Origin of the sequence: Streptomyces sp. WAC06614 (assembly GCF_003949795.1) — a bacterium.
In the GTDB taxonomy this organism is placed as follows: Bacteria; Actinomycetota; Actinomycetes; order Streptomycetales; family Streptomycetaceae; genus Streptomyces.
Window position 1 is genome coordinate 1 of sequence record NZ_RPRY01000146.1, and the last position, 17,673, is coordinate 17,673.

Below are 17,673 nucleotides of genomic sequence, written 5' to 3' on the forward strand. Positions count from 1 at the left end.
CGGCTGCCCGCCCGCCCCGTCGCCCGCACTACGCCCTTCGGCGTTCCCCCTCCGCCGTCCGCAGGTCCTGCCCGTTGAGGGCCGATCGGCCGACGGACCGGCGGCGGCGCCGGCATAGCCTCGCGGAGCCGCCCCGCCGGGGCGTGCCCCGCCGTCAGGGCACCGCCCTCGACTTCACGTACCGCAGGAGTTCAGTCTTGTCCGACGTCTACGTCTCCGGCCACGGTGCCCACATGGATCAGGAGACATTCGTCCCTGAGGGCAAGACCGTCCACCTGTACACGGAAGACAATTACCGCCTCTACGCGCACGACGCGTTGCAGATCCTGTCCGGGGACGGCAGGCAGCCGAAGCTGACGCGGAAGCCGTCGGAGCCCGTGCAGAACTACAGGTTGGGCCCGCTGGCGGAGCTCGACAAGGTGCTGATGATCTCGGCCGCCGGGTCCGACCGCGCCCTGCTGCTCGTCGACGGGCCCATGCGTCTGTGCACCGGTGGCTGCAGTCCGGCCACGGGCCGCCATGACTGCGAGGGGATCCTCGGAACGTACACCGAGGGCCACGACCACGTGCACCTGCTGTGCTGTCGAGGGGGAGAGCTGGAGTCCCGAGCGGTACTGCCGGCGGATTTCAAGGAGGAGGCGGTGCGGTTCGTGCAGCTCCGCCCCGAACAGCGGATCGCCCGCTGGCGCGAACTCTCCGCATCCTCGCCCCGCATGCGCGACCGACTCCTGACGGCCAGGCCCATCAAGGCGTGGCTCGACGGACGGCACGTCAGGGACTATGCGGACTCCCGCAGCCGATCGGAATTCGCCGTGGCCCGCGGCATGGAGATGCTCGACCAGCAGTCCAGGGCGGCCCTGGTCGAATATGGGCGGGGGCTTCCCGAATTGCGGGACCTGTGCCAGGAGGCGCGGCGTCAGCGGGAGGACGCCGACCAGATCGTCGGTGGCCTCGGCGAAGGTCTCGACGTCCCCGCGTGGGAATCCCTCAGCCTGGAATCCCGCGAGGACCTGCTCGCGCTCCGGCACGGTGCTGTGGGGACCGTCGCGGCGCACGAGCTCAAGCGGAGCGGGAACGAGCTGGAGCTCTGGCGGTGCTCGGTCGGAACGGCCGAGTGGCGCTACGCCCGGGGCGAGCGGGTGGTGCTGTTCCGCAACAAGTTCTACGCCGTCCTCGGCCCGTGCACCGCGAGCCCCGTCTGGCCCGAGTGCCGCGACCAGGTGTGGTGCTGGGTGGAATGGGCGGGCGGCGGCAAGCAGCTCGTGCACCTGGGCACCGCGACGACCCCCGAACGGGGGGACTACGACTCCTACCGCAACGGCGAGGCATTCGCCTCCGACAGGGAGTTGTACGAGAACGTCGCGCAGTTTCTGGCACTGGACCACCAGGGGCGGGTGGAGGTCTGGGAGTCGCTGTGCGAGATCTGGCAGGAGCGCCAGGACACCCTCCTCGCCCACGAGGGGATCAAGGTCTTCCGGATCGTCCGCCACGTCGAGCACCTCGCCGGCCTCCGGCCCTCGGACTACGCGATCGCCCGGTACGTCCGGGAGCTCGACCCGGACAGCCAGGAACTGTTCGACCGGTTCACGGCGGCGGGGGACGCGTCCTGTGCGGCCCTGTGGGAGGACTACGCGGTCCAGCTGACCTCCATGGGCGAGCTCTTCCTCGCCCTCCGGCGCGACGCCGACACGACGGGCTGGCTCGCCTTGAGCCCCGCATCCCTTGAGGACCTGCTCGCCGCCGCGGACGAGGACCGCAGGGACGAGCTGTGTTCCGTGCTCGCGTCGGCGGGGGTGGAACTCCCGTAGCCCGCCGTGGCGCCGCAGCCGGAGCCCGCACGCTCAGGCCAGGTCGGAGAGGGCGTCGGTGGTGGTGATCTCTGCGATCTGCGACAGCATCCGCACAGACGCGTCGTGCTCCTCGGCGGTGAGGGCGGCGCAGGCGTCCTCGGCGACGACGACCCGGTAGTCGCGGTCGTGCGCGTCCCGGGCGGTGGCCTGCACGGCCCATACGGTGCTCACCCCGCACACCACGACCCGCTCGATGCCGGAGGCGGACAGCGTCTGGTCGAGCCGCGTGCCGTAGAAGGCGCTCACCCGCGGCTTGGCGATCACGATGTCGTCGGCGTCGACGTGCAGATCGGGGTGGAAGGCGGTGCCCGGGCCGGTCAGGTCGAGAGCGCCGAACTCGTGCGCGCGGCCGAACAGGGGCGAGTGCTTGGGCTGGTCCCGGTATCCGGCCTCGAAGCCGACCTTCACCAGCACCGTCGGCCAGCCGGCCGCCCGGGCGAACTCCTTCGCGGCGTTGAACCGGGCGACCACCTCCCGCTCGGCCGCCTGCGGCGCGCACCGGGCGATCTTGCCGTCCGGGTGCATGATGTCGACGATGTAGTCCAGCCCGATCAGCGCAGTGCGCATGGCTGCCCTCTTTCCGTAGTCGTGTTCCCGTGCCGGGTCAGGGCCGTTCGCGGAGGTCGGCGAGGCGTTGCATGAGGGCGCCCGCGGCCAGGAGCTGCTCGGCCTCGGCCGGGGACAGCGCCGTGGTCACGGCTCTGACCAGCCACGACTCCCGTTCCGCCCGGTCGCGTTCCAGGAGCTCCCGGCCGGCCGCAGTCAGCACGATCACGCTGCGGCGACCGTCGGCGGCATCCGGCACCACCTCGACCAGTGCCCTGGTCTCCAGGCGCCGCAACAGCGCGGCCAGGTTGGAGCGGGCCATCCGCAGGTCGTCCGCGACCGCGCTCGGGCCGGCCGACGCCCCGTGCCGGTCGACGGCCCCCAGGACGAGGATCTCGTTCAACGGGACCTCACCCACGTGCTCCTCGCGCAACCGCCGGTGCAACGCCATCATGCTCCGGCGGAACGCGCCCGCATCCTCGACATCCATACCGATGATTATGGCACATAGCTATATCGCATAGCTGTGTGCCATGACCGGTCCGCGCGGTCCGCGCGGTCCGCGCGTCCGCTCGGCCCACTGGGGCCCACTCGGCTCACGAGGAGGCGAAGACGTCCTCGACGTAGCGGCCCTTGGCGGTCAGGTCCTCCAGCCAGTCCGCGGACCCGGTGCCGGAACCGCCCGTCCGCAGGCGGTGGATCTCGCGCAGGGTCTCCCGTACGCCCGCCGCCAGGCGGTTCGCGTCGCCGCACACGTACACCGCCGCGCCGTCGCGCAGGAGCTGCCAGATCTCGTCCGCCTCCGCGGCCATGCGGTGCTGGACGAAGCGCTGTCCGTCGACGGGAGCCAGGGCGAAAGTGGGCCGCATCGAGACCGCCCCGGCCTGTTCGGCGGCGCGCAGCTCCGCCTGGTGGAGGTAGTCCACGTCGGGCGCGTCGCAGCCGAAGTAGCAGAGCGCCGGTGGCAGCGCGCCCTGCTGGTCCTGCAGGTGCCAGCGATCCGCGACGGCGCCCCGGAACGGGGCCAGCCCGGTGCCGGCCGCCACCATAATCACGGGAATGTCCGTCCGCACGCGCAGTGCCTCGCGGGCGGGAACGATCCGGGCGAGCACGCGGTCCCCCGCGGACCTGCGGTGCAGGTACTCCGAGGCCGTGCCACGGAAGCCCTTCGACTCCAGCAGCGAGACCATCAGGTCGACGTGGCCGGGCGACAGCGCGGCCGAGGACGACACCGAGTAGTGCCGCGGTCGTACCGGGTGCAGCAGGGACAGGACGACGGGCCAGTCGAGGAGCGCCCGTACCGCGGGGTGGGCCTCGATCAGATCGAGCACGCTCTGCCGCCCGGGCAGCAGGCATTCCAGGGCCGCACGCCCGGACGGGCAGGGATTGAGCTCCGCCAGCGCGGCGATCTCGCGGGCGGTGGCCGGCGTCTGGAGGTCGAGGTGGTGGGTGAGGAGCTGGCCCACCGTCAGGGGACGGTCGACGGGCAGCGTGGCGAGCCCGGGCCGGGGGGCCCGGATCAGGATGCGCGTCTGCGGTTCGACGCCCAGCAGCCGGGCCGCGCGCTCGACCAGCCGGGGGGACTGCTCGGGCAGCACCGCCACGTGGTCGCCGGTCCGGTAGGTCGTCCCGGGCGGGAGCTCCAGCCGCAGGAACTGCTTCACCCGGCCGTCCGGGTGCGGCCGGTCCAGGAGGGAGCGGGAGGCGGTCACGGTCATGGGGGTCGCCCGGTGCCGCTCCGCGAGCGCGTCGAGCGGGCCCCCGAAGACCTCCGTCACCTCGTACCGGTCGGCCGACGCGGCCTGTCCGGCCGGGCCGGCCTGTCCCGCCTGTCCGGCTTGCGCGTGACCCGCCGACCCGGGGTCGCCGAACGCGTCGAGCACGGCCCGGCGCAGGTCCTCGGTGAACCGGTGGACGGCTCCCGCGAGGTCGCCGCCGGCGTCCGCCTCGGCCCGCGGCAGGAGACGTTCGGCCCCCGCGCCCGACAGCCGGTCGTCGATCAGCGTGGGGACCCGCTGGTAGGTGGCGGCCCAGTTGCGGTCGCCCACCCCCAGCACGGCGTACCGGACGCCCGCCAGGGCCGGAGCGGTGATCGCGTCCAGCTCGGCCACGAAGCCCGCGGCGTCGTCGGTGGGCCGCCCGTTGTACGAGGCCGCGACGACGACCACGGCCCCCCGGGCCGGCAGCTCGTCCGGCGGGCAGGTGTCGAGCGGTCCGCAGGCGGGGACGAAGCCGAGTGCGCCGCCCAGGTCCGCGATCCGGTGGGCCAGCTCACGGCAGGTGCCCAGGTTCGACCCGTACAGCACGGTCAACGGGGTGCCCGGCCGCGCCCGGGTCGCAGCCACCGCACCGGCCTCCGCCGAAGCCGAAGCCGAAGCCGCGGCCGCGGTGGCGGTCGTGGCCGTGGCCTCGGCCGACGACGGCCGTGCCGGTGCCGTCGGGCCGCGGCGGATGGTGCGCCGGGCCGGGACGAGGGTGAAGCCGTCCGGTTTGAGGGTGAGGGTCTCGCGGACGCGCAGCCGGTAGCCGGCGTGGTCCAGGAACCGGTAGCGGTGGACGAGCAGCCCGAGCAGCATGACGGCCTCGTGCAGGGCGAACTGCCGCCCGATGCAGGCGCGTTCCCCCGTACCGAACGGCTTGAACGCGTGGACGGACCGGGCGGCCACGGCCTCCGGGGCGAACCGGTCGGGGTCGAAGGCCTCCACGTTGTCGCCCCAGACCGGATCGCGGTGGAGCATCGGGGTGAGCACGAAGGCCCGCTCGCCCGCCTTCATCGGCCGCCCGGCCAGGTCGGTGTCGTACCGTGCCTCCCGGTCGAAGACGGCGGCCGTGGGCCACAGCCGCAGCGCCTCGTTGAGGACCTGCCGTACGTACACCAGCCGCCCGACGTCCTCCGGGGACGGCTCCGGGTCCGGGTCGTCGCCCCACAGCCCGTCCACCTCCGCCTGGGCGCGGTGGAGCACCTCCGGGTGCCGGAGCAGGTAGTACAGGGCGAACGACAGGGCGCCGGAGGTCGTCTCGTGGCCGGCGACGAGGAAGGTGATGACCTGGTTGCGCACGTTCTCCGGGTCGAGGAGCTCCCCGGTCCGGGGATGGGGGGCCTGGAGCATCAGGCCCAGCAGGTCGTCGGTGGAGGTGTCCCCGGCCGCCCGGCGGGCGGCGACGACCTCGTCCACCAGGCCCCGCATGAACCGGACGTCCTCCTCGAACGCGGTGTCCCTCGCCCGTGCGGCGGCCGTGGCGGCGTCGGTGCCGGCGCCGGGGTCATGGGTGAACCGTGCCTGGCAGTGGGCCAGGCTGCGGACCATGGCGGCCACGAACGGGTGCGGCTCGGCCTGCCGGAACGAGCCGAAGTCGTAGCCGAAGCCGGCCAGGCCGATGGTGTCCAGCGTCATGCGGGTCATGCTGTCGGCGACGTCGACGGGGCGGCCCTCGCGCGCGGCCGCGTCCCAGGAGGCCAGGAGCCGGCGGGCGACCGTGACCATGGTCGGGTGGTAGCGGCGCAGCGACGACAGGGCGAAGGCGGGGAGCAGGACGTCGTGCGCCTTCGCCCAGTTCGGCTCGTCGTTGTAGGCGGTGAACAGCCCGTCCCCGGCGATGTCCCGTACGCTGCGCAGCCCCGGCCCGACCGCCTTGGCGAACCGCTCCTCGTCGGACAGCTCGGTGACCAGGTCCAGGGAAGCGGCGAACGTGGTGCTCACCTGCGGTAACCGACGGACGAACAGCGGACCGTGGCGCCGGGCCAGGGCCATGGCGTGCTGCACCGGGGTGTCGCCGACCTCCTCCGCGGTCGCCCGGACGACGGGAACCGCCGTCCCGCCCGGCCACTGTGCGGAGCCCGGCTCCACGAGGTCGTCCTGTCCCACGGCGGGGTCCCCTCCCGGCTGCACGATCGACTTGCCCGCCGATCCTCCGGGATCCCGGGCGGCTCCGGCAATCGTCCGATCGTCGGGTCACCGCCCCGCATGGACCTCCCCCTACGCGCTCAACCTGCCAGCTCCTTCGCCAGCAGTTCGCGCTCCTTGGCGTCGACCTTCACGGCCACGAGTTTTGAGACGACTTTCTCCAGCTGAGGATTGGTGAAAATGCGGTGAAGGGCGGTCTGGGCATTCTTGTCGACACGCTTGGCGGCGCAGTATTTCGCCCACACCGGGCTCTTCCCGGTACCGGCGACGACCTCCCGCTGCAGCCCCTTCTTCAGCACGTAGCGGGCGTGCCGATAGACTGTGTGCGCGCGAAGGACTTTGCCGAGGAACGTGATGTCGGCAGCGTTGACGAGAACGGCCCTGCAGAACTCCGCTTGGCTCACAGGGCTGGTCCGGGGCAGATTCCGGCCCCAGCTGGCGATGTGGCGACTCCTGTTCAATTCCTGGTAGCTCGGGTCGCCCGCCATGTCCACCGTGTACCGCGCGTTCCGGGACGGCGAGTCCACGAGGAATGTCCATCCCTCCTCCAACAACCGTCTTTGCTCGGCCTCCTCGGGGGTCTCGACGCCGATGACGGTCCATTCGTCCAGCAGATCCACCTCGGGCCTAGGGGAGTCCACCGGTACGTGTGGAGGGTCCGCCTCCTCCTGCTCGGCCGCCGGATCGGCCACCTTGGGCCTCGGGGAGTCCACCGGTACGTGTGGAGGGTCCACCTCCTCCTGCTCGGCCGCCGGCTCGGGGGCGAGCGCACGCACCGCCTCGTCCAGCCGCCGGGTCTCCGCGACGTACGCGTGCCTCATGGCCGCTACCCGGAAGTACCCGTAGACCTCGGCGAGCTGCTCGGCTGTCGCACCCATCACGGACCGCACGGAGGGAGCGCCACCGTCGGGAAGGTCCAAGGGCAGCACATGGAAGTGCTCTTCGTGCCCCGAGGGCTCCCAGGGCGGTTCGCACCGGCTCCGGTAGTGCCAGCAGTAGAGGGAGAAGGCAAGGCCGAGGGAAAGGCCGGCGTAGGGGGAGGCCGTCAGTTCCTCCCATTTCTCGGGAGGCTCCACGTCGAAACGGAAGGACGCGTCCCAGCCCGGCTCCGTCAAAGGGGCAGGAAGGTCGAGTTCACCTATGGTCAGCACGCATCGTCTCCCTTGTCCAGCGAGGTGGACGACACACTAATTTCCCGCGTCGCGGCGCCGTCGGCCCCCGGGGCAATGGATGGGGCAGCCCGGGCTGCACTTTCGAACGTCCGCCCGTACGGGGGTGTGCCGTTCTGCCGTACGGGCCACATCCACGAGCGTTGCCGGTGCCGGGCCGTTCACCAGGCCTAACGTCGGCCGCCGGAGCACGGGAACGCCGCGGTGGCGTCGTGCGCTGCAGGAGGATGCGATGTCGGGAAGTGCAGTTCCGGCGCGGCCGGCGCAGGAAAATCCGCAAAGCAGGGAGCGTGAGCGTGCCTGCGCGGGTGACGGACCGCGGCGGGCGCGGGCGGGCGTACGGGCGCGGGCGGGCGTACGGGCCCGGGCCCTGCTCAGCGGGCTGGCCGTCCTGGCTGCGGCGGCCGTCCCGCTCACCGCGGCCGCCCCCGCCGCAGCCGGGATCCCCGGCGCCGTGGGCGCCCGGTCCGCCGCGCAGACCAGGACGCTCGCCTTCGTCACCAATTTCAACGCGAACACGCTCTCGGTGGGCGACACCGCCACCAACACGGTCATCGCCACCGTCCCGGTCGGCCGCGGCCCCGTCGGGGTCGCGCTCACCCCGAGCGGCCGGCGCGTCTACGTCGCCAACTCCGGCGACGGCACGGTCTCGGTGGCCGACACCGCCGGCAACGAGGTCGTCGCCACCGTCCCGGTCGGTGCGAACCCCGAGGCCGTGGCGGTCAGCCCCGACGGCCGCCGCGTCTACGTCACCAACGCGGTCGCCGACGGCACCGTGTCGGTGATCGACACCCGCAAGAACGAGGTCGTCGCCACCGTCCCGGTCGGTGACCGGCCCTCCGGCGTGGTGTTCACCCCGAACGGCCGCGAAGCCTACGTCACCAACTTCCTCTCGAACGACGTCTCGGTGATCGACACCCGCACCAAGACCGTCACCGCCACCATCGAGGGCTTCGCCGGCCCCTTCGGCGCGGCGGTCACCCCGGACGGCGCCCGTGTCCTCGTCACCGACTTCGGCGCGAACCGCGTCTCGGTGATCAGCACCGCCACCCACACCGTCACCGGCACCGTGGGGGTCGGCACCGGCCCGCGGGGCATCGCCGTGGCGGCCACCCCGAACGGCCCCCGCGCCTACGTCGCCAACTCCGTCTCGGACAACGTGTCGGTGATCGACCCCACCACCGGCACCGTCGTCGCCACCGTCCCCGTGGGGGACTTCCCCTCGGGTGCGGCGGCCACCCCGGACGGAACGCACATCTGCATCACCAACGGCCTCTCGAACACCATCTCGGTGATCAACACGGTGAGCAACACCGTGGTCTCCACCGTCACCGGCTTCTCACTACCGCTCGCCGTGACGATCGGCAACGTCCCGGTACCGCCGGTACCGACCAGGCTGACGCTGAGCGCGAAGTGGAAGGACGGCCACGACGGGAAGCACCCGGAGGCTGCCACGGGTGCCGTGCGCCACCCCGGCGGGCTCGTCCTGAAGGCCAGGCTCACCACCGACGGCCGGCCCCTGGCGGGCAAGCCCGTCGAGTTCACCACCGACTCCACCGTGCTGTGCACCGACACCACGGACGAGAAGGGCCGGGCCACCTGCGAGGTCCGGGGCGAGCACCCCGAGGACGAGGCCTGCTACACGGCCGCCTTCCCCGGTGACGCCACGTACCTGCCCGCCACCGGGACCGTCTGCCCGAAGGAGGACTGACCGACCACGGGGCCGGACCTCGCTCCGGCCCCGTCCGGCCCCTACAGATGCGCGAACTCACCGTCACGGCTTCGAGCAGACTCGTGGCCGGAGGCCTGCTCTGGGCGTCGCTGAGCCAGATCTTCGTCGTCAACTACCTGGTCGTCCTGCCCCGTGCGTCGAACCACAGCCTGGTGGACGAGGTCATCTCGGCGCTCGGGGTGACCCGGTGCGACGTCATCGAAGGCCTCTGGTTCTGCTCTCCCTGGCACGAGGCCGCCGACACCGCCTGGATCGTCGGGGGAGTGTGCCTCTTCCTGGGCGCGGCGCTCAACGTCGTGCTCTTCGCCCCGGACCGGATGCGGAACGCAGCGTTCAGCCTCTTGGTCGTCAGCGGGGTGGCCCTCGTACTCACCGGCCTCGCCCCCTACAACGTCCACCGCGGCCCCCACCTGATCGCCGCCGCGGTCTGCTTCTACTCCGGGGCCGCGGGCGTCCTGCTGCTGGGCGTCATGCTGCGGCAGGCACGCCGGCCGTGCTGGGGGACGTTCGGCATCGTGTGCGGTACGACGTCCCTCGTCTTCGCCACGGTCACGGCCCTCCGGCCGGACCCCGGGGTCCAGGGCGTGTTCGAGCGGGCCTCCGCCTGGCCCAGCGTCGTCTGGGCCATCCTCTTCGGCGCCCACCTCGCCGTCACGGCGCTACGGGCGCGGCGCTGCGGCGGCTGACGGGCCACGGCCGGCCCCCGACGCGCCGGGTGCCCCCGCGGCGGCTCCACCGGGCCGGGTTTCCCGTGCGCAAGTCTGCCCGGCGGGGCGATGGCATCGCGGGCGCCCGGACCGAGCATAGGGACGTATGCACATATGGATCGTGGGTCACGGAGGACAGGACGTGCGGCGGGCGGCGCCGGACGCGGGCGACGCGGGTGCGACGGGCGGAGGAAGGCCGGTCGTGCCGGAGGTGTTCGTCCCGGCCGGCATCAGGGTGCACTTCTACGCGGACGGAGGGGAACGGCTGCACGCGAGCGCCGTGCGCAGGGTCCTCGCCGACCGCGGCCGGCGGCCGCTGTGGACGGTGACCGACGGCACGGTCCCCAACCTGGTGTTCGGCCCGGTCACCGACTGGGAGCAGCTCGGCGACACGACGGCGTTCGACGGCGACGGCGACCGCGGCATCCTCGTTCTCGTCGGCTCCGACCTCCTCCCGCGGGCGACGAAACTGTGCACGGGCCGGGGCACGTGTCCGCAGGTGCACACCTGCTCGGGCGTTCTCGGCGCCTTCGCCCAGGCGCACGGGGCGACCGACATCCACGTGCTGACCTGCCTGACCGACCCTTCGGGACGGGACCCCGCGATGACCGTGCACACCGAGCCGGACCCGGACGAGGCCGCGCGCGAGTACGCCGAGACCAAGCAGTGGGTACGGGAGTTCCTGGTGTACGCCTGGAACGATCCGCAGGGCGCGGAAGCACGGTTCACGGCCTACCCCCAGGGGACGCAGGCGCAGCTGCTCGCCTTCGAGGCCATGGACCGGTGGTGGAACGGCCGGAAGGCGGTGCACGACTGCCGGGCCATGGGCGCCGACTTCTTCCCGTACTTCTGTGGGCTGGCCGAACGCGAACAGCTCATGATGCTGTCCGAGGCCTACTGGGAGGTCCACCGGGCCGCGTACCTCTGCCTGGAACGGGACCTCCGGTACGGCTTCCACGCCCGGGCGGCCCGGCTGTCCGAACGGGTCCGGGAGCGGATCCTCCAGCCGCACGGGACTTCGGCCCCGACGGGTACGACGAGTACCACGGGGTGCTGAGGACCGCGTACGAGCAGGCGTGCGCACTGGTCCTCCGCTGGCCCCACATGACCCCCGAAGCGCAGCGCGACCTGCTGGAGGACGAGTCGTCGGAGCTGCGCGAGCTGTTCGGCGTGACGACCGAACAGCTCGAATTCGTCCGCACCTCGGTGGGAGCGACCGTCCACCCGTGACCGCCCGCCCGTGGCCCTCCATTCATGACTAGACCCATCGGCCGGCCCCGGCTCCACCGACCGCAGGTCGTGCCGATCCCGGGCCGATCGGCGGATGGGCGGGCGTACGGCGCCGGCATAGCCTCGGCGGAGCCGCCCCGCCGCGTACGGGGAACATCCAGTGGTCGGGCGGCAGGTGGCAGCCGTTGCCCCCGTTCACGCGTCGGCTGCCGCTGGGCCCGTCCTGTTGCACGTCAGGCCGGGCCGGCGCCGGTGCGCGGGCGTAGCGCCGGCATCCCCGGCGGCCCCTCCTCCCTGCGCCCCAACGGATGGAGGAGGGGACGCCGCCCGGGCGCTGGCGTGGCCCGCCCGCGCAGCAGCGAAAAGGAAGTCCCGATGTACACCTGCCAGCTCTGCCAAGGCGTGTACGAAGCGGCGGACGTGCTGCGCTGCCCCGACGGCTGTGCCGGTGCGGCGGTGTGCCAGGGTTGCGCGCAGGAATTCGGGTGTGCGGTCCGGTGCGACTGCGGAAAGCTCCTGGACGGTGCCGACGGCGCCGCCGGAGCCACCGGTGCAGCCCCGTTGCGCTGCACGGTCTGCTGCGAAGACTTCTCCGGCGAGGACTACGGCGCGGGTCGGCTCTTCGCGTGCCCCCGCGGGTGCAACGACGAGGTGATGTGCCGGGGGTGCTTCTCGGGATACCGGGCGGGCTGGTTCCCGTGCTCCCGTTGCGAGGAGGTCCTGACGGACTGCCACGGCGCCCCGGCGACCGTCGTCCGCGAGGACCGGTTCGTCGGCATGGCAGCGCCGCCCGGGCCGGGTCGCCAGCAGCAGGGGATGCAGTGCTACGCGGCGGCCGTGGCCACCGCCTGCGCCTGGGCCCTGGGGGTCGACCTGACGACCGACGAGGCGATGCACCTGTACCTGATGTCGGACCAGGCGGCCCGTGACGGGGACACCGTCGACGCGTACCGCGCGGCCTACCTGACCGCGACGGAGCTGGTCGTCGCCGGTGCCGGGGTGGCCCGGGTGCACGAGGCGATGAGGAAGCGCGTCGAGGGTGGTGAGGCCGCCCTCAGGGCCGCGGTGAACGCCTACGGGTGCCCGGTGTTCCCGGAGGGGACAGCGCACTTCTACGTCCCCCGGCTGTCGGGCGATCACATCGAGCAGGCCCTGGCACAGGGGTGCGTGGTGATGATGGGGATCGGCCTCCACTGGATCGTCGTCCACGGGTGCGAGGTCGACGCCGCAGGCCGGGTCGTGGCCGTCCACACCTACAACCCCAGCCGCAGGAACTACGGGCCCGACCTGTGGCTGGCCGCCCACGAGGGCGCCTTCGAGGGCTACGTCGTGGGGCGGAGCTCGCTGTAGCCGGGTCGGTCGTCGGAGCGTGGTGGGCCCGTCAGAAGCCGTCTCTCCTGCGGCCCGGTCAGGGTCGCGCCTCGCCCCCGACCTCGCCCCCGTGGGCGGGCGCGGCGGGGGCGGTCGAGGCGGCGAGCGTCGCGACGCGTCGGCGGACCAGGAACCAGCCGCCGACCAGCGCGGCCACCACGACCGGCATGGCCAGGGCCGTCATGCTGCCCACGCCCCCGTCCGCGCAGACCAGCACCAGGACCGCGAGCAGGAACAGCAGGGTGACGATCTGGCTGTACGGCGCCCAGGGCAGCCGGTAGGCGGGCCGGTCGACCAGGCCGCGCCGGGAGCGGCGCCAGAAGAGCAGCGAACAGATCATGATCATGGCCCAGGTGGCCAGGATGCAGAACGAGGCGAAGTTCAGGACCACTTCGAACGAGTCGTGGGGGATGAAGAAGTTCATCACCACGCCCACGACCCCGAACGAGGCGGTGAGCAGGATGCCGCCGTAGGGCACCTGGCCCTTGTTCATCCGGGCGGTGAACCTCGGGGCCGAGCCCGCCATGGCCATGGACCGCAGGATCCGGCCGGTCGAGTAGAGGCCGGAGTTCAGACTGGACAGCGCGGCGGTCAGGACGACCAGGTTCATCACGCCCGCCGCGCCGGGGATCCCGAGCTTGGCGAGGACGGTGACGAACGGGCTCTCGCCCGCCGAATACGCGGTGTGCGGCAGCAGCAGCGAGAGCAGGACCACGGAGCCCACGTAGAAGAGGGCGATGCGCCAGATGATCGAGTTGAGCGCCTTGGGCACGACCTTCCGGGCGTCCTCGGTCTCGCCCGCGGCGATCCCGGAGAGCTCCAGCCCGGCGTAGGCGAAGACGATCCCCTGCATGACGAGCATCATCGGCAGGACCCCGGAGGGGAAGAGACCGCCGTGCCCGGTGATCGAGGCCAGGCCCGGCACGTGCCCGTCGACGGGATGCCGGGTGGCGATGAGGAAGACGGCCACGCCCATGAAGACGACCAGTGCGGCCACCTTCACCAGGGAGAACCAGAACTCCATCTCGCCGAAGTACTTCACCGAGACCAGGTTCGCCGCCAGCACCACGGCGAGGGCGACCAGTGCCAGCACCCACTGGGGGACGTCCGTGAACATCGACCAGAAGTGGGCGTAGGTGGCCGCGGCCGTGATGTCGGCGATGCCGGTGACGGCCCAGTTCAGGAAGTACAGCCAGCCGGCCGTGTAGGCGCCCTTCTCGCCCATGAACTCCCGGGCGTAGGACACGAAGGCGCCCGACGACGGCCGGTGGACGACCAGCTCGCCCAGCGCCCGTACGACCAGCACGGCGAAGATCCCGCACAGGGCGTAGGCGATGGCCAGGGCGGGGCCGACCTCGGCCAGCCGGCCGCCCGCGCCGAGGAAGAGCCCGGTGCCTATCGCCCCGCCGATGGCGATCATGGTCATGTGCCGGGGCTTGAGCTGCTTGCTGTACCCCTCGTCGCCCGCGTCCCCGTGGACCGGTCGGGAGGCCGCCTCTGTCGCGGCCGGTGCCTGAATGTCTGCCATGGTTTTCCGCCGTTGACCCTTCGTTCGTACGGGTGCCAAGAGGTCCGGGCCTTTCGGAACAGCCAACGGCACGGGCCGCCGTTTGCGAACGGTGCGATCGGAGGATGCACCGGTGGAACCCGGTCCGCCCGTCCGGCGCCGTTCCCATGACGGTGCGCGATCGTGCCCGCGGTTCAGCAGCCGAAGGCGCGCCGGAGCAGGGCCAGGTCGTTCTCGCCGAGGCGTTCCGCGAGCACCGTGGGGCCGAGCCGCCTGTAGGCCGCGTAGAGGGCGTCGCGCGTGGTGTGGGGTGCCCTTTCCGGAAGGCTCGTGTTCGCCAACTCCCGGAACCGCTGCAGTGCGTCGCGCCGTTCCTCGGCCAGCTTCCTGCGCTTCGCGCGGCTCTCCTTCCGCGCCGCCTCACCCTTGCGCTTCCGCACCCGCCCCGCCTGGGCCTCGATCGCGGGGTCGGCGGCCCGTTCGTTCTGCACCTCGACCTCCACCACCTCGGCCATGAGGGCGTCGAGGGTCTCCAGCGCCCTGAGGTACCAGGCGAGGGCGCCCTTGTCCGCTCCCGCCACCGCTCGCACGGCGTCGAGGTCGGGCCGGCCCACGAGGGCCGCACTGCAGGTGATCCGGACGGGGATGTTCCGGCACAGCTCCAGCGTGTCCTCGTCGCCGCCGAACGCCCCGTACACATCGGCCCAGCTCTGCGCGCTCACCCGGACCTCGACGAAGATCCCGAATTGCAGCCGGCGGGTGTCGACGCCGCAGTCGTGCAGGGCGTCGTAGCAGGTCTTGAGGGACTGCAGGGCAGTGCGGACCTTCCTTTCGAACCGGTCCTTGTGCCGGCCGTTGGCCCGGCCGGTGAGGACGGTGCACTCGTGTCCCGTGGACCAGTCCGCGTTGATCACGTGTCCGGCTATCCAGCCGTACGCCTGGAGCGCGGCGTTCTGGTTCAGGACCCTGGTGAGGTCGTTGTGCGGCCGTGAGACGGTGTTCGGCTCCACCGCCAGTCCCGGCCCCAGCACGCACGTGCCCTCGGCCCCCAGCAGCCCCGGGCCCGTCCCCCCGGTCACCCGGGGCGCCCGGAGGAGGCGGAGGTCCCGGAACGGGGGCCGCGACGTACGGGCCGGCGGCCGGGGCGCGGTCCGCCCCTTCGGGATGCCCTGGTCCCGGGGCCGGCCCTTCTGCGGGGACACGAGCAGGGCCGCTCCCCGTACGTCCCGCAGGACACCGGTCCGGCTCACGCTGAACTGCGGTTCGGGCGAAGCGGGTGCCTGAGGTGTCTGAGGTGTCTGAGGCAACTGTGGCGCCTGAGGTGTCTGTAGCGCCTGAGGCGTCCCGGGCGCGTCGAGTGCCGTGGCGCAGGCCGGCTCCGGTGGCGCCATGCCGCCCGGAGTCCGCAGCCGGTCCTTCAGCCAGGTGTCGTCCAGGAACTCCGTCTGCCAGAGCGCCCAGAACAGGTGGTTGTCGACCCCGAGGAACTCCGTGAGGAACCGGGCCCCCGCGTCGCCGATCGCGCAGTACCCCGCATCCCGCCACGCGGGCAGGTACGGATCGTCCGCCCAGGCTTCCTCGAACTCCCGGCGGAAGCCGTCGTCCTCGGCCAGCAGGCGGGACATCTCTGCCTGGACCCACGCGACGGTGGCGTCGTCGGGCGGAGCGGGGAGGTCGTGTCCCGTTCTGGGCATGGGGCGTCGCCTCTCGTTCGCGTGCGCGTGCCTGGACCGCCCCGACCGTACGGGGGAGGAGCGGCCGTTCCCAGTGGCGTCGGGGTGGCCTTCCGGGCACGGAACGCGGCCCTGACGGGCAGCGCCCGCCCCGGCCGGCGCCCGCGGTCAGGCGTCGCGGCGCCGGATCAGCGCGTAGGCGACTGCCGCGGTGGCGGCGGTCCAGGTGAGGAGGATGAAGTAGCCGCTCCAGGCCGTGCTGCTGTCGCGGAGCCCGAAGGGGCTGCTGTAGTCGGCGAGGGTGACGTCGAGGCCGGCCTCGAACGGGAAGGACCGGCCCAGATCCCGGCCGAGGATCTGGGGGAGGATGTAGACGGCGAAGATGCCGGCCACGGTGGCGACGGGATGGCGCAGGAGCGCGCCGAGGGCGAGGGCGAACAGGCCGGAGGTGGCGAGGAAGAGGGCGCCGCCGACGAGGGCGCGCGGGACCCCGGGGTCGCTCAGGGAGATCTTCGCCCCGGCGTCGGTGAGGAGGGAGCTGCCGGTGGCGAAGGCGACGGTGGAGGCGAGCAGTCCTGCGGCCAGGGCGGGGGCGGCGAAGGCGGTGGCCTTGGCGGCGAGGAGCCGGCCCCGGGAGGGCACGGCCGTCAGGGAGGTACGGATCATGCCGCTGCTGTACTCGGCGGTCATGGCCAGCGCGCCGGCGATGGCGAAGGCGATCACGCCGAACTTCATCCCGAACTGGGTGACCCAGACCAGGCTGCTGCCGGTGCCGATGCTCTCGCCCGCGCGAAGGGCGTTGGCGTTGGCGGAGGAATTGTTCGCGCCTGCCACGACGGTGACGACGACGCCGGCGAGCAGGGCGAGCAGGACCCCGCGGTGGGTGCGGATCTTGATCCATTCGCCGGCCACGGCGTCGAGGAAGGTCGCGGGCCTGCGGGCGCCGGTGCGCGGCCGGGGACGGGCGGCGGGCACGGCGGTGGTGTGCATGCTCATGGTGTGCGCTTCTCCTGGTCAGGCCGCGGCGGGAACGGCGCTGCTGTAGTCGGTGGCGTGCTGGGTGAGTTCGAGGTAGGCCTCTTCGAGGCTGGAGCGGTGGGAGGCCAGCTCGGTCAGGACGATCCCGTTGCCCGCCGCGATGCCGGAGATCCGGGGGGTGTCCAGGCCGGTGACCGACAGCAGGCCGTCCGTCTCCTGAGTGACGCCCGCGCCGGTGTGGGCCAGCAGGGAAGCCAGGCGCTCCGGTTCGGACGCCCGTACGCGGATGCAGGTGCGGGAGCCGCGGTCGATGAGTTCCTGCATGCTCATGTCGGCGATGAGGCGGCCCCGGCCGATGACGACCAGGTGGTCGGCGGTGTGCTCCATCTCGCTCATCAGGTGGCTGGAGAGCAGCACGGTGCGGCCTTCGGCGGCCAGGGACCGCAGGAGGGTGCGGATCCAGATGATGCCCTCGGGGTCGAGGCCGTTGACGGGTTCGTCGAGCATCAGGACCGGCGGGTCGCCCAGCAGCGCGGCGGCCAGGCCTAGGCGCTGGCCCATGCCGAGGGAGAAGCTGCCGGCCCGGCGCCGTCCGGCGTCCTGCAGTCCGACCAGGTCCAGCACCTCGGTGACCCGGCGCCGCCCGATCCTGTTGGCCCGGGCCAGGCACCACAGGTGGTCCGCGGCCCGGCGCGGACCGTAGAGGGCCTTGGCGTCCAGCAGGGCGCCGATCTCGTGCAGCGGGGCCGCCGAGGCGGCGTAGGGGCGGCCGTTGACCGTCGCCGATCCGGACGTGGGCCGGTCCAGGCCCAGGATCATGCGCATGGTGGTGGACTTGCCGGCGCCGTTGGGGCCGAGGAAGCCGGTCACCGTTCCGGGCCGGGCCTGGAAGGACAGGCGGTCGACCACCGTCCTGTCGCCGTAGGACTTCGTGAGACCGGTCACTTCGATCATCGGGAGCTGCCGTTTCGTCAGGAGGCGGTGGGGAGTGCGGGGGTGTGGGTG

At 72.4% G+C, this 17,673-nt stretch carries 14 protein-coding genes; 6 read left to right on the forward strand and 8 right to left on the reverse strand.

Going from position 1 to position 17,673, the window contains the following annotated elements:
• Positions 1–143 precede the first annotated feature (143 nt).
• Positions 144–1,808, forward strand: coding sequence for a putative adhesin (locus EF918_RS20125; RefSeq protein WP_369009098.1), 1,665 nt, complete (start codon positions 144–146; stop codon positions 1,806–1,808).
• Between the two features lie 33 nt (positions 1,809–1,841).
• Here the strand turns inward: EF918_RS20125 and EF918_RS20130 are convergent, their stop codons facing one another.
• The 4 genes from EF918_RS20130 to EF918_RS20145 form a co-directional block, all read right to left on the reverse strand.
• Positions 1,842–2,417 carry a cysteine hydrolase gene (locus EF918_RS20130; protein WP_125648283.1) on the reverse strand — a complete coding sequence of 192 codons (576 nt, stop codon included), beginning with the start codon at positions 2,415–2,417 and terminating at the stop codon, positions 1,842–1,844.
• A 37-nt stretch (positions 2,418–2,454) separates the two neighbouring features.
• Positions 2,455–2,886, reverse strand: coding sequence for a MarR family winged helix-turn-helix transcriptional regulator (locus EF918_RS20135; protein WP_125648286.1), 432 nt, complete (start codon positions 2,884–2,886; stop codon positions 2,455–2,457).
• Positions 2,887–2,992: 106 nt separating this feature from the next.
• Entirely contained in the window at positions 2,993–6,262 is a 3,270-nt protein-coding gene (locus tag EF918_RS20140; protein ID WP_260610407.1) for a cytochrome P450, read from the reverse strand.
• A gap of 119 nt (positions 6,263–6,381) precedes the next feature.
• A complete protein-coding gene (locus EF918_RS20145; protein ID WP_125648289.1) occupies positions 6,382–7,452 on the reverse strand; it encodes a hypothetical protein in 1,071 nt (356 codons plus the stop codon).
• 250 nt (positions 7,453–7,702) lie between these two features.
• On the opposite strand from EF918_RS20145, the gene EF918_RS20150 reads away from it, so the two are divergent.
• The 5 genes from EF918_RS20150 to EF918_RS20165 all read left to right on the forward strand — a co-directional run bounded on the left by EF918_RS20150 (position 7,703) and on the right by EF918_RS20165 (position 12,489).
• Positions 7,703–9,181, forward strand: coding sequence for a beta-propeller fold lactonase family protein (locus EF918_RS20150; protein WP_125648292.1), 1,479 nt, complete (start codon positions 7,703–7,705; stop codon positions 9,179–9,181).
• A gap of 47 nt (positions 9,182–9,228) precedes the next feature.
• A complete protein-coding gene (locus EF918_RS20155) occupies positions 9,229–9,888 on the forward strand; it encodes a DUF998 domain-containing protein (protein ID WP_125648295.1) in 660 nt (219 codons plus the stop codon).
• A 127-nt stretch (positions 9,889–10,015) separates the two neighbouring features.
• The gene (locus tag EF918_RS20160) at positions 10,016–10,966 is read left to right on the forward strand and encodes a putative adhesin (protein ID WP_369009099.1); all 951 of its coding nucleotides are present in this window, start codon (positions 10,016–10,018) and stop codon (positions 10,964–10,966) included.
• Positions 10,967–11,013: 47 nt separating this feature from the next.
• The gene (locus tag EF918_RS38325) at positions 11,014–11,139 is read left to right on the forward strand and encodes a hypothetical protein (protein ID WP_260610408.1); all 126 of its coding nucleotides are present in this window, start codon (positions 11,014–11,016) and stop codon (positions 11,137–11,139) included.
• 375 nt (positions 11,140–11,514) lie between these two features.
• The gene (locus tag EF918_RS20165) at positions 11,515–12,489 is read left to right on the forward strand and encodes a hypothetical protein (RefSeq protein ID WP_125648300.1); all 975 of its coding nucleotides are present in this window, start codon (positions 11,515–11,517) and stop codon (positions 12,487–12,489) included.
• Between the two features lie 58 nt (positions 12,490–12,547).
• Here the strand turns inward: EF918_RS20165 and EF918_RS20170 are convergent, their stop codons facing one another.
• The 4 genes from EF918_RS20170 to EF918_RS20185 all read right to left on the reverse strand — a co-directional run.
• Positions 12,548–14,038, reverse strand: coding sequence for an amino acid permease (locus EF918_RS20170; RefSeq protein WP_125648303.1), 1,491 nt, complete (start codon positions 14,036–14,038; stop codon positions 12,548–12,550).
• 173 nt (positions 14,039–14,211) lie between these two features.
• Positions 14,212–15,711, reverse strand: a complete 1,500-nt coding sequence (locus tag EF918_RS20175) for a hypothetical protein (RefSeq protein WP_125648306.1) — start codon at positions 15,709–15,711, stop codon at positions 14,212–14,214.
• A 147-nt stretch (positions 15,712–15,858) separates the two neighbouring features.
• Positions 15,859–16,686, reverse strand: a complete 828-nt coding sequence (locus tag EF918_RS20180) for an ABC transporter permease subunit (protein ID WP_125648309.1) — start codon at positions 16,684–16,686, stop codon at positions 15,859–15,861.
• 18 nt (positions 16,687–16,704) lie between these two features.
• Positions 16,705–17,673: ABC transporter ATP-binding protein (locus EF918_RS20185; protein WP_312847844.1), on the reverse strand; the 969-nt coding region annotated here is incomplete at its 5' end.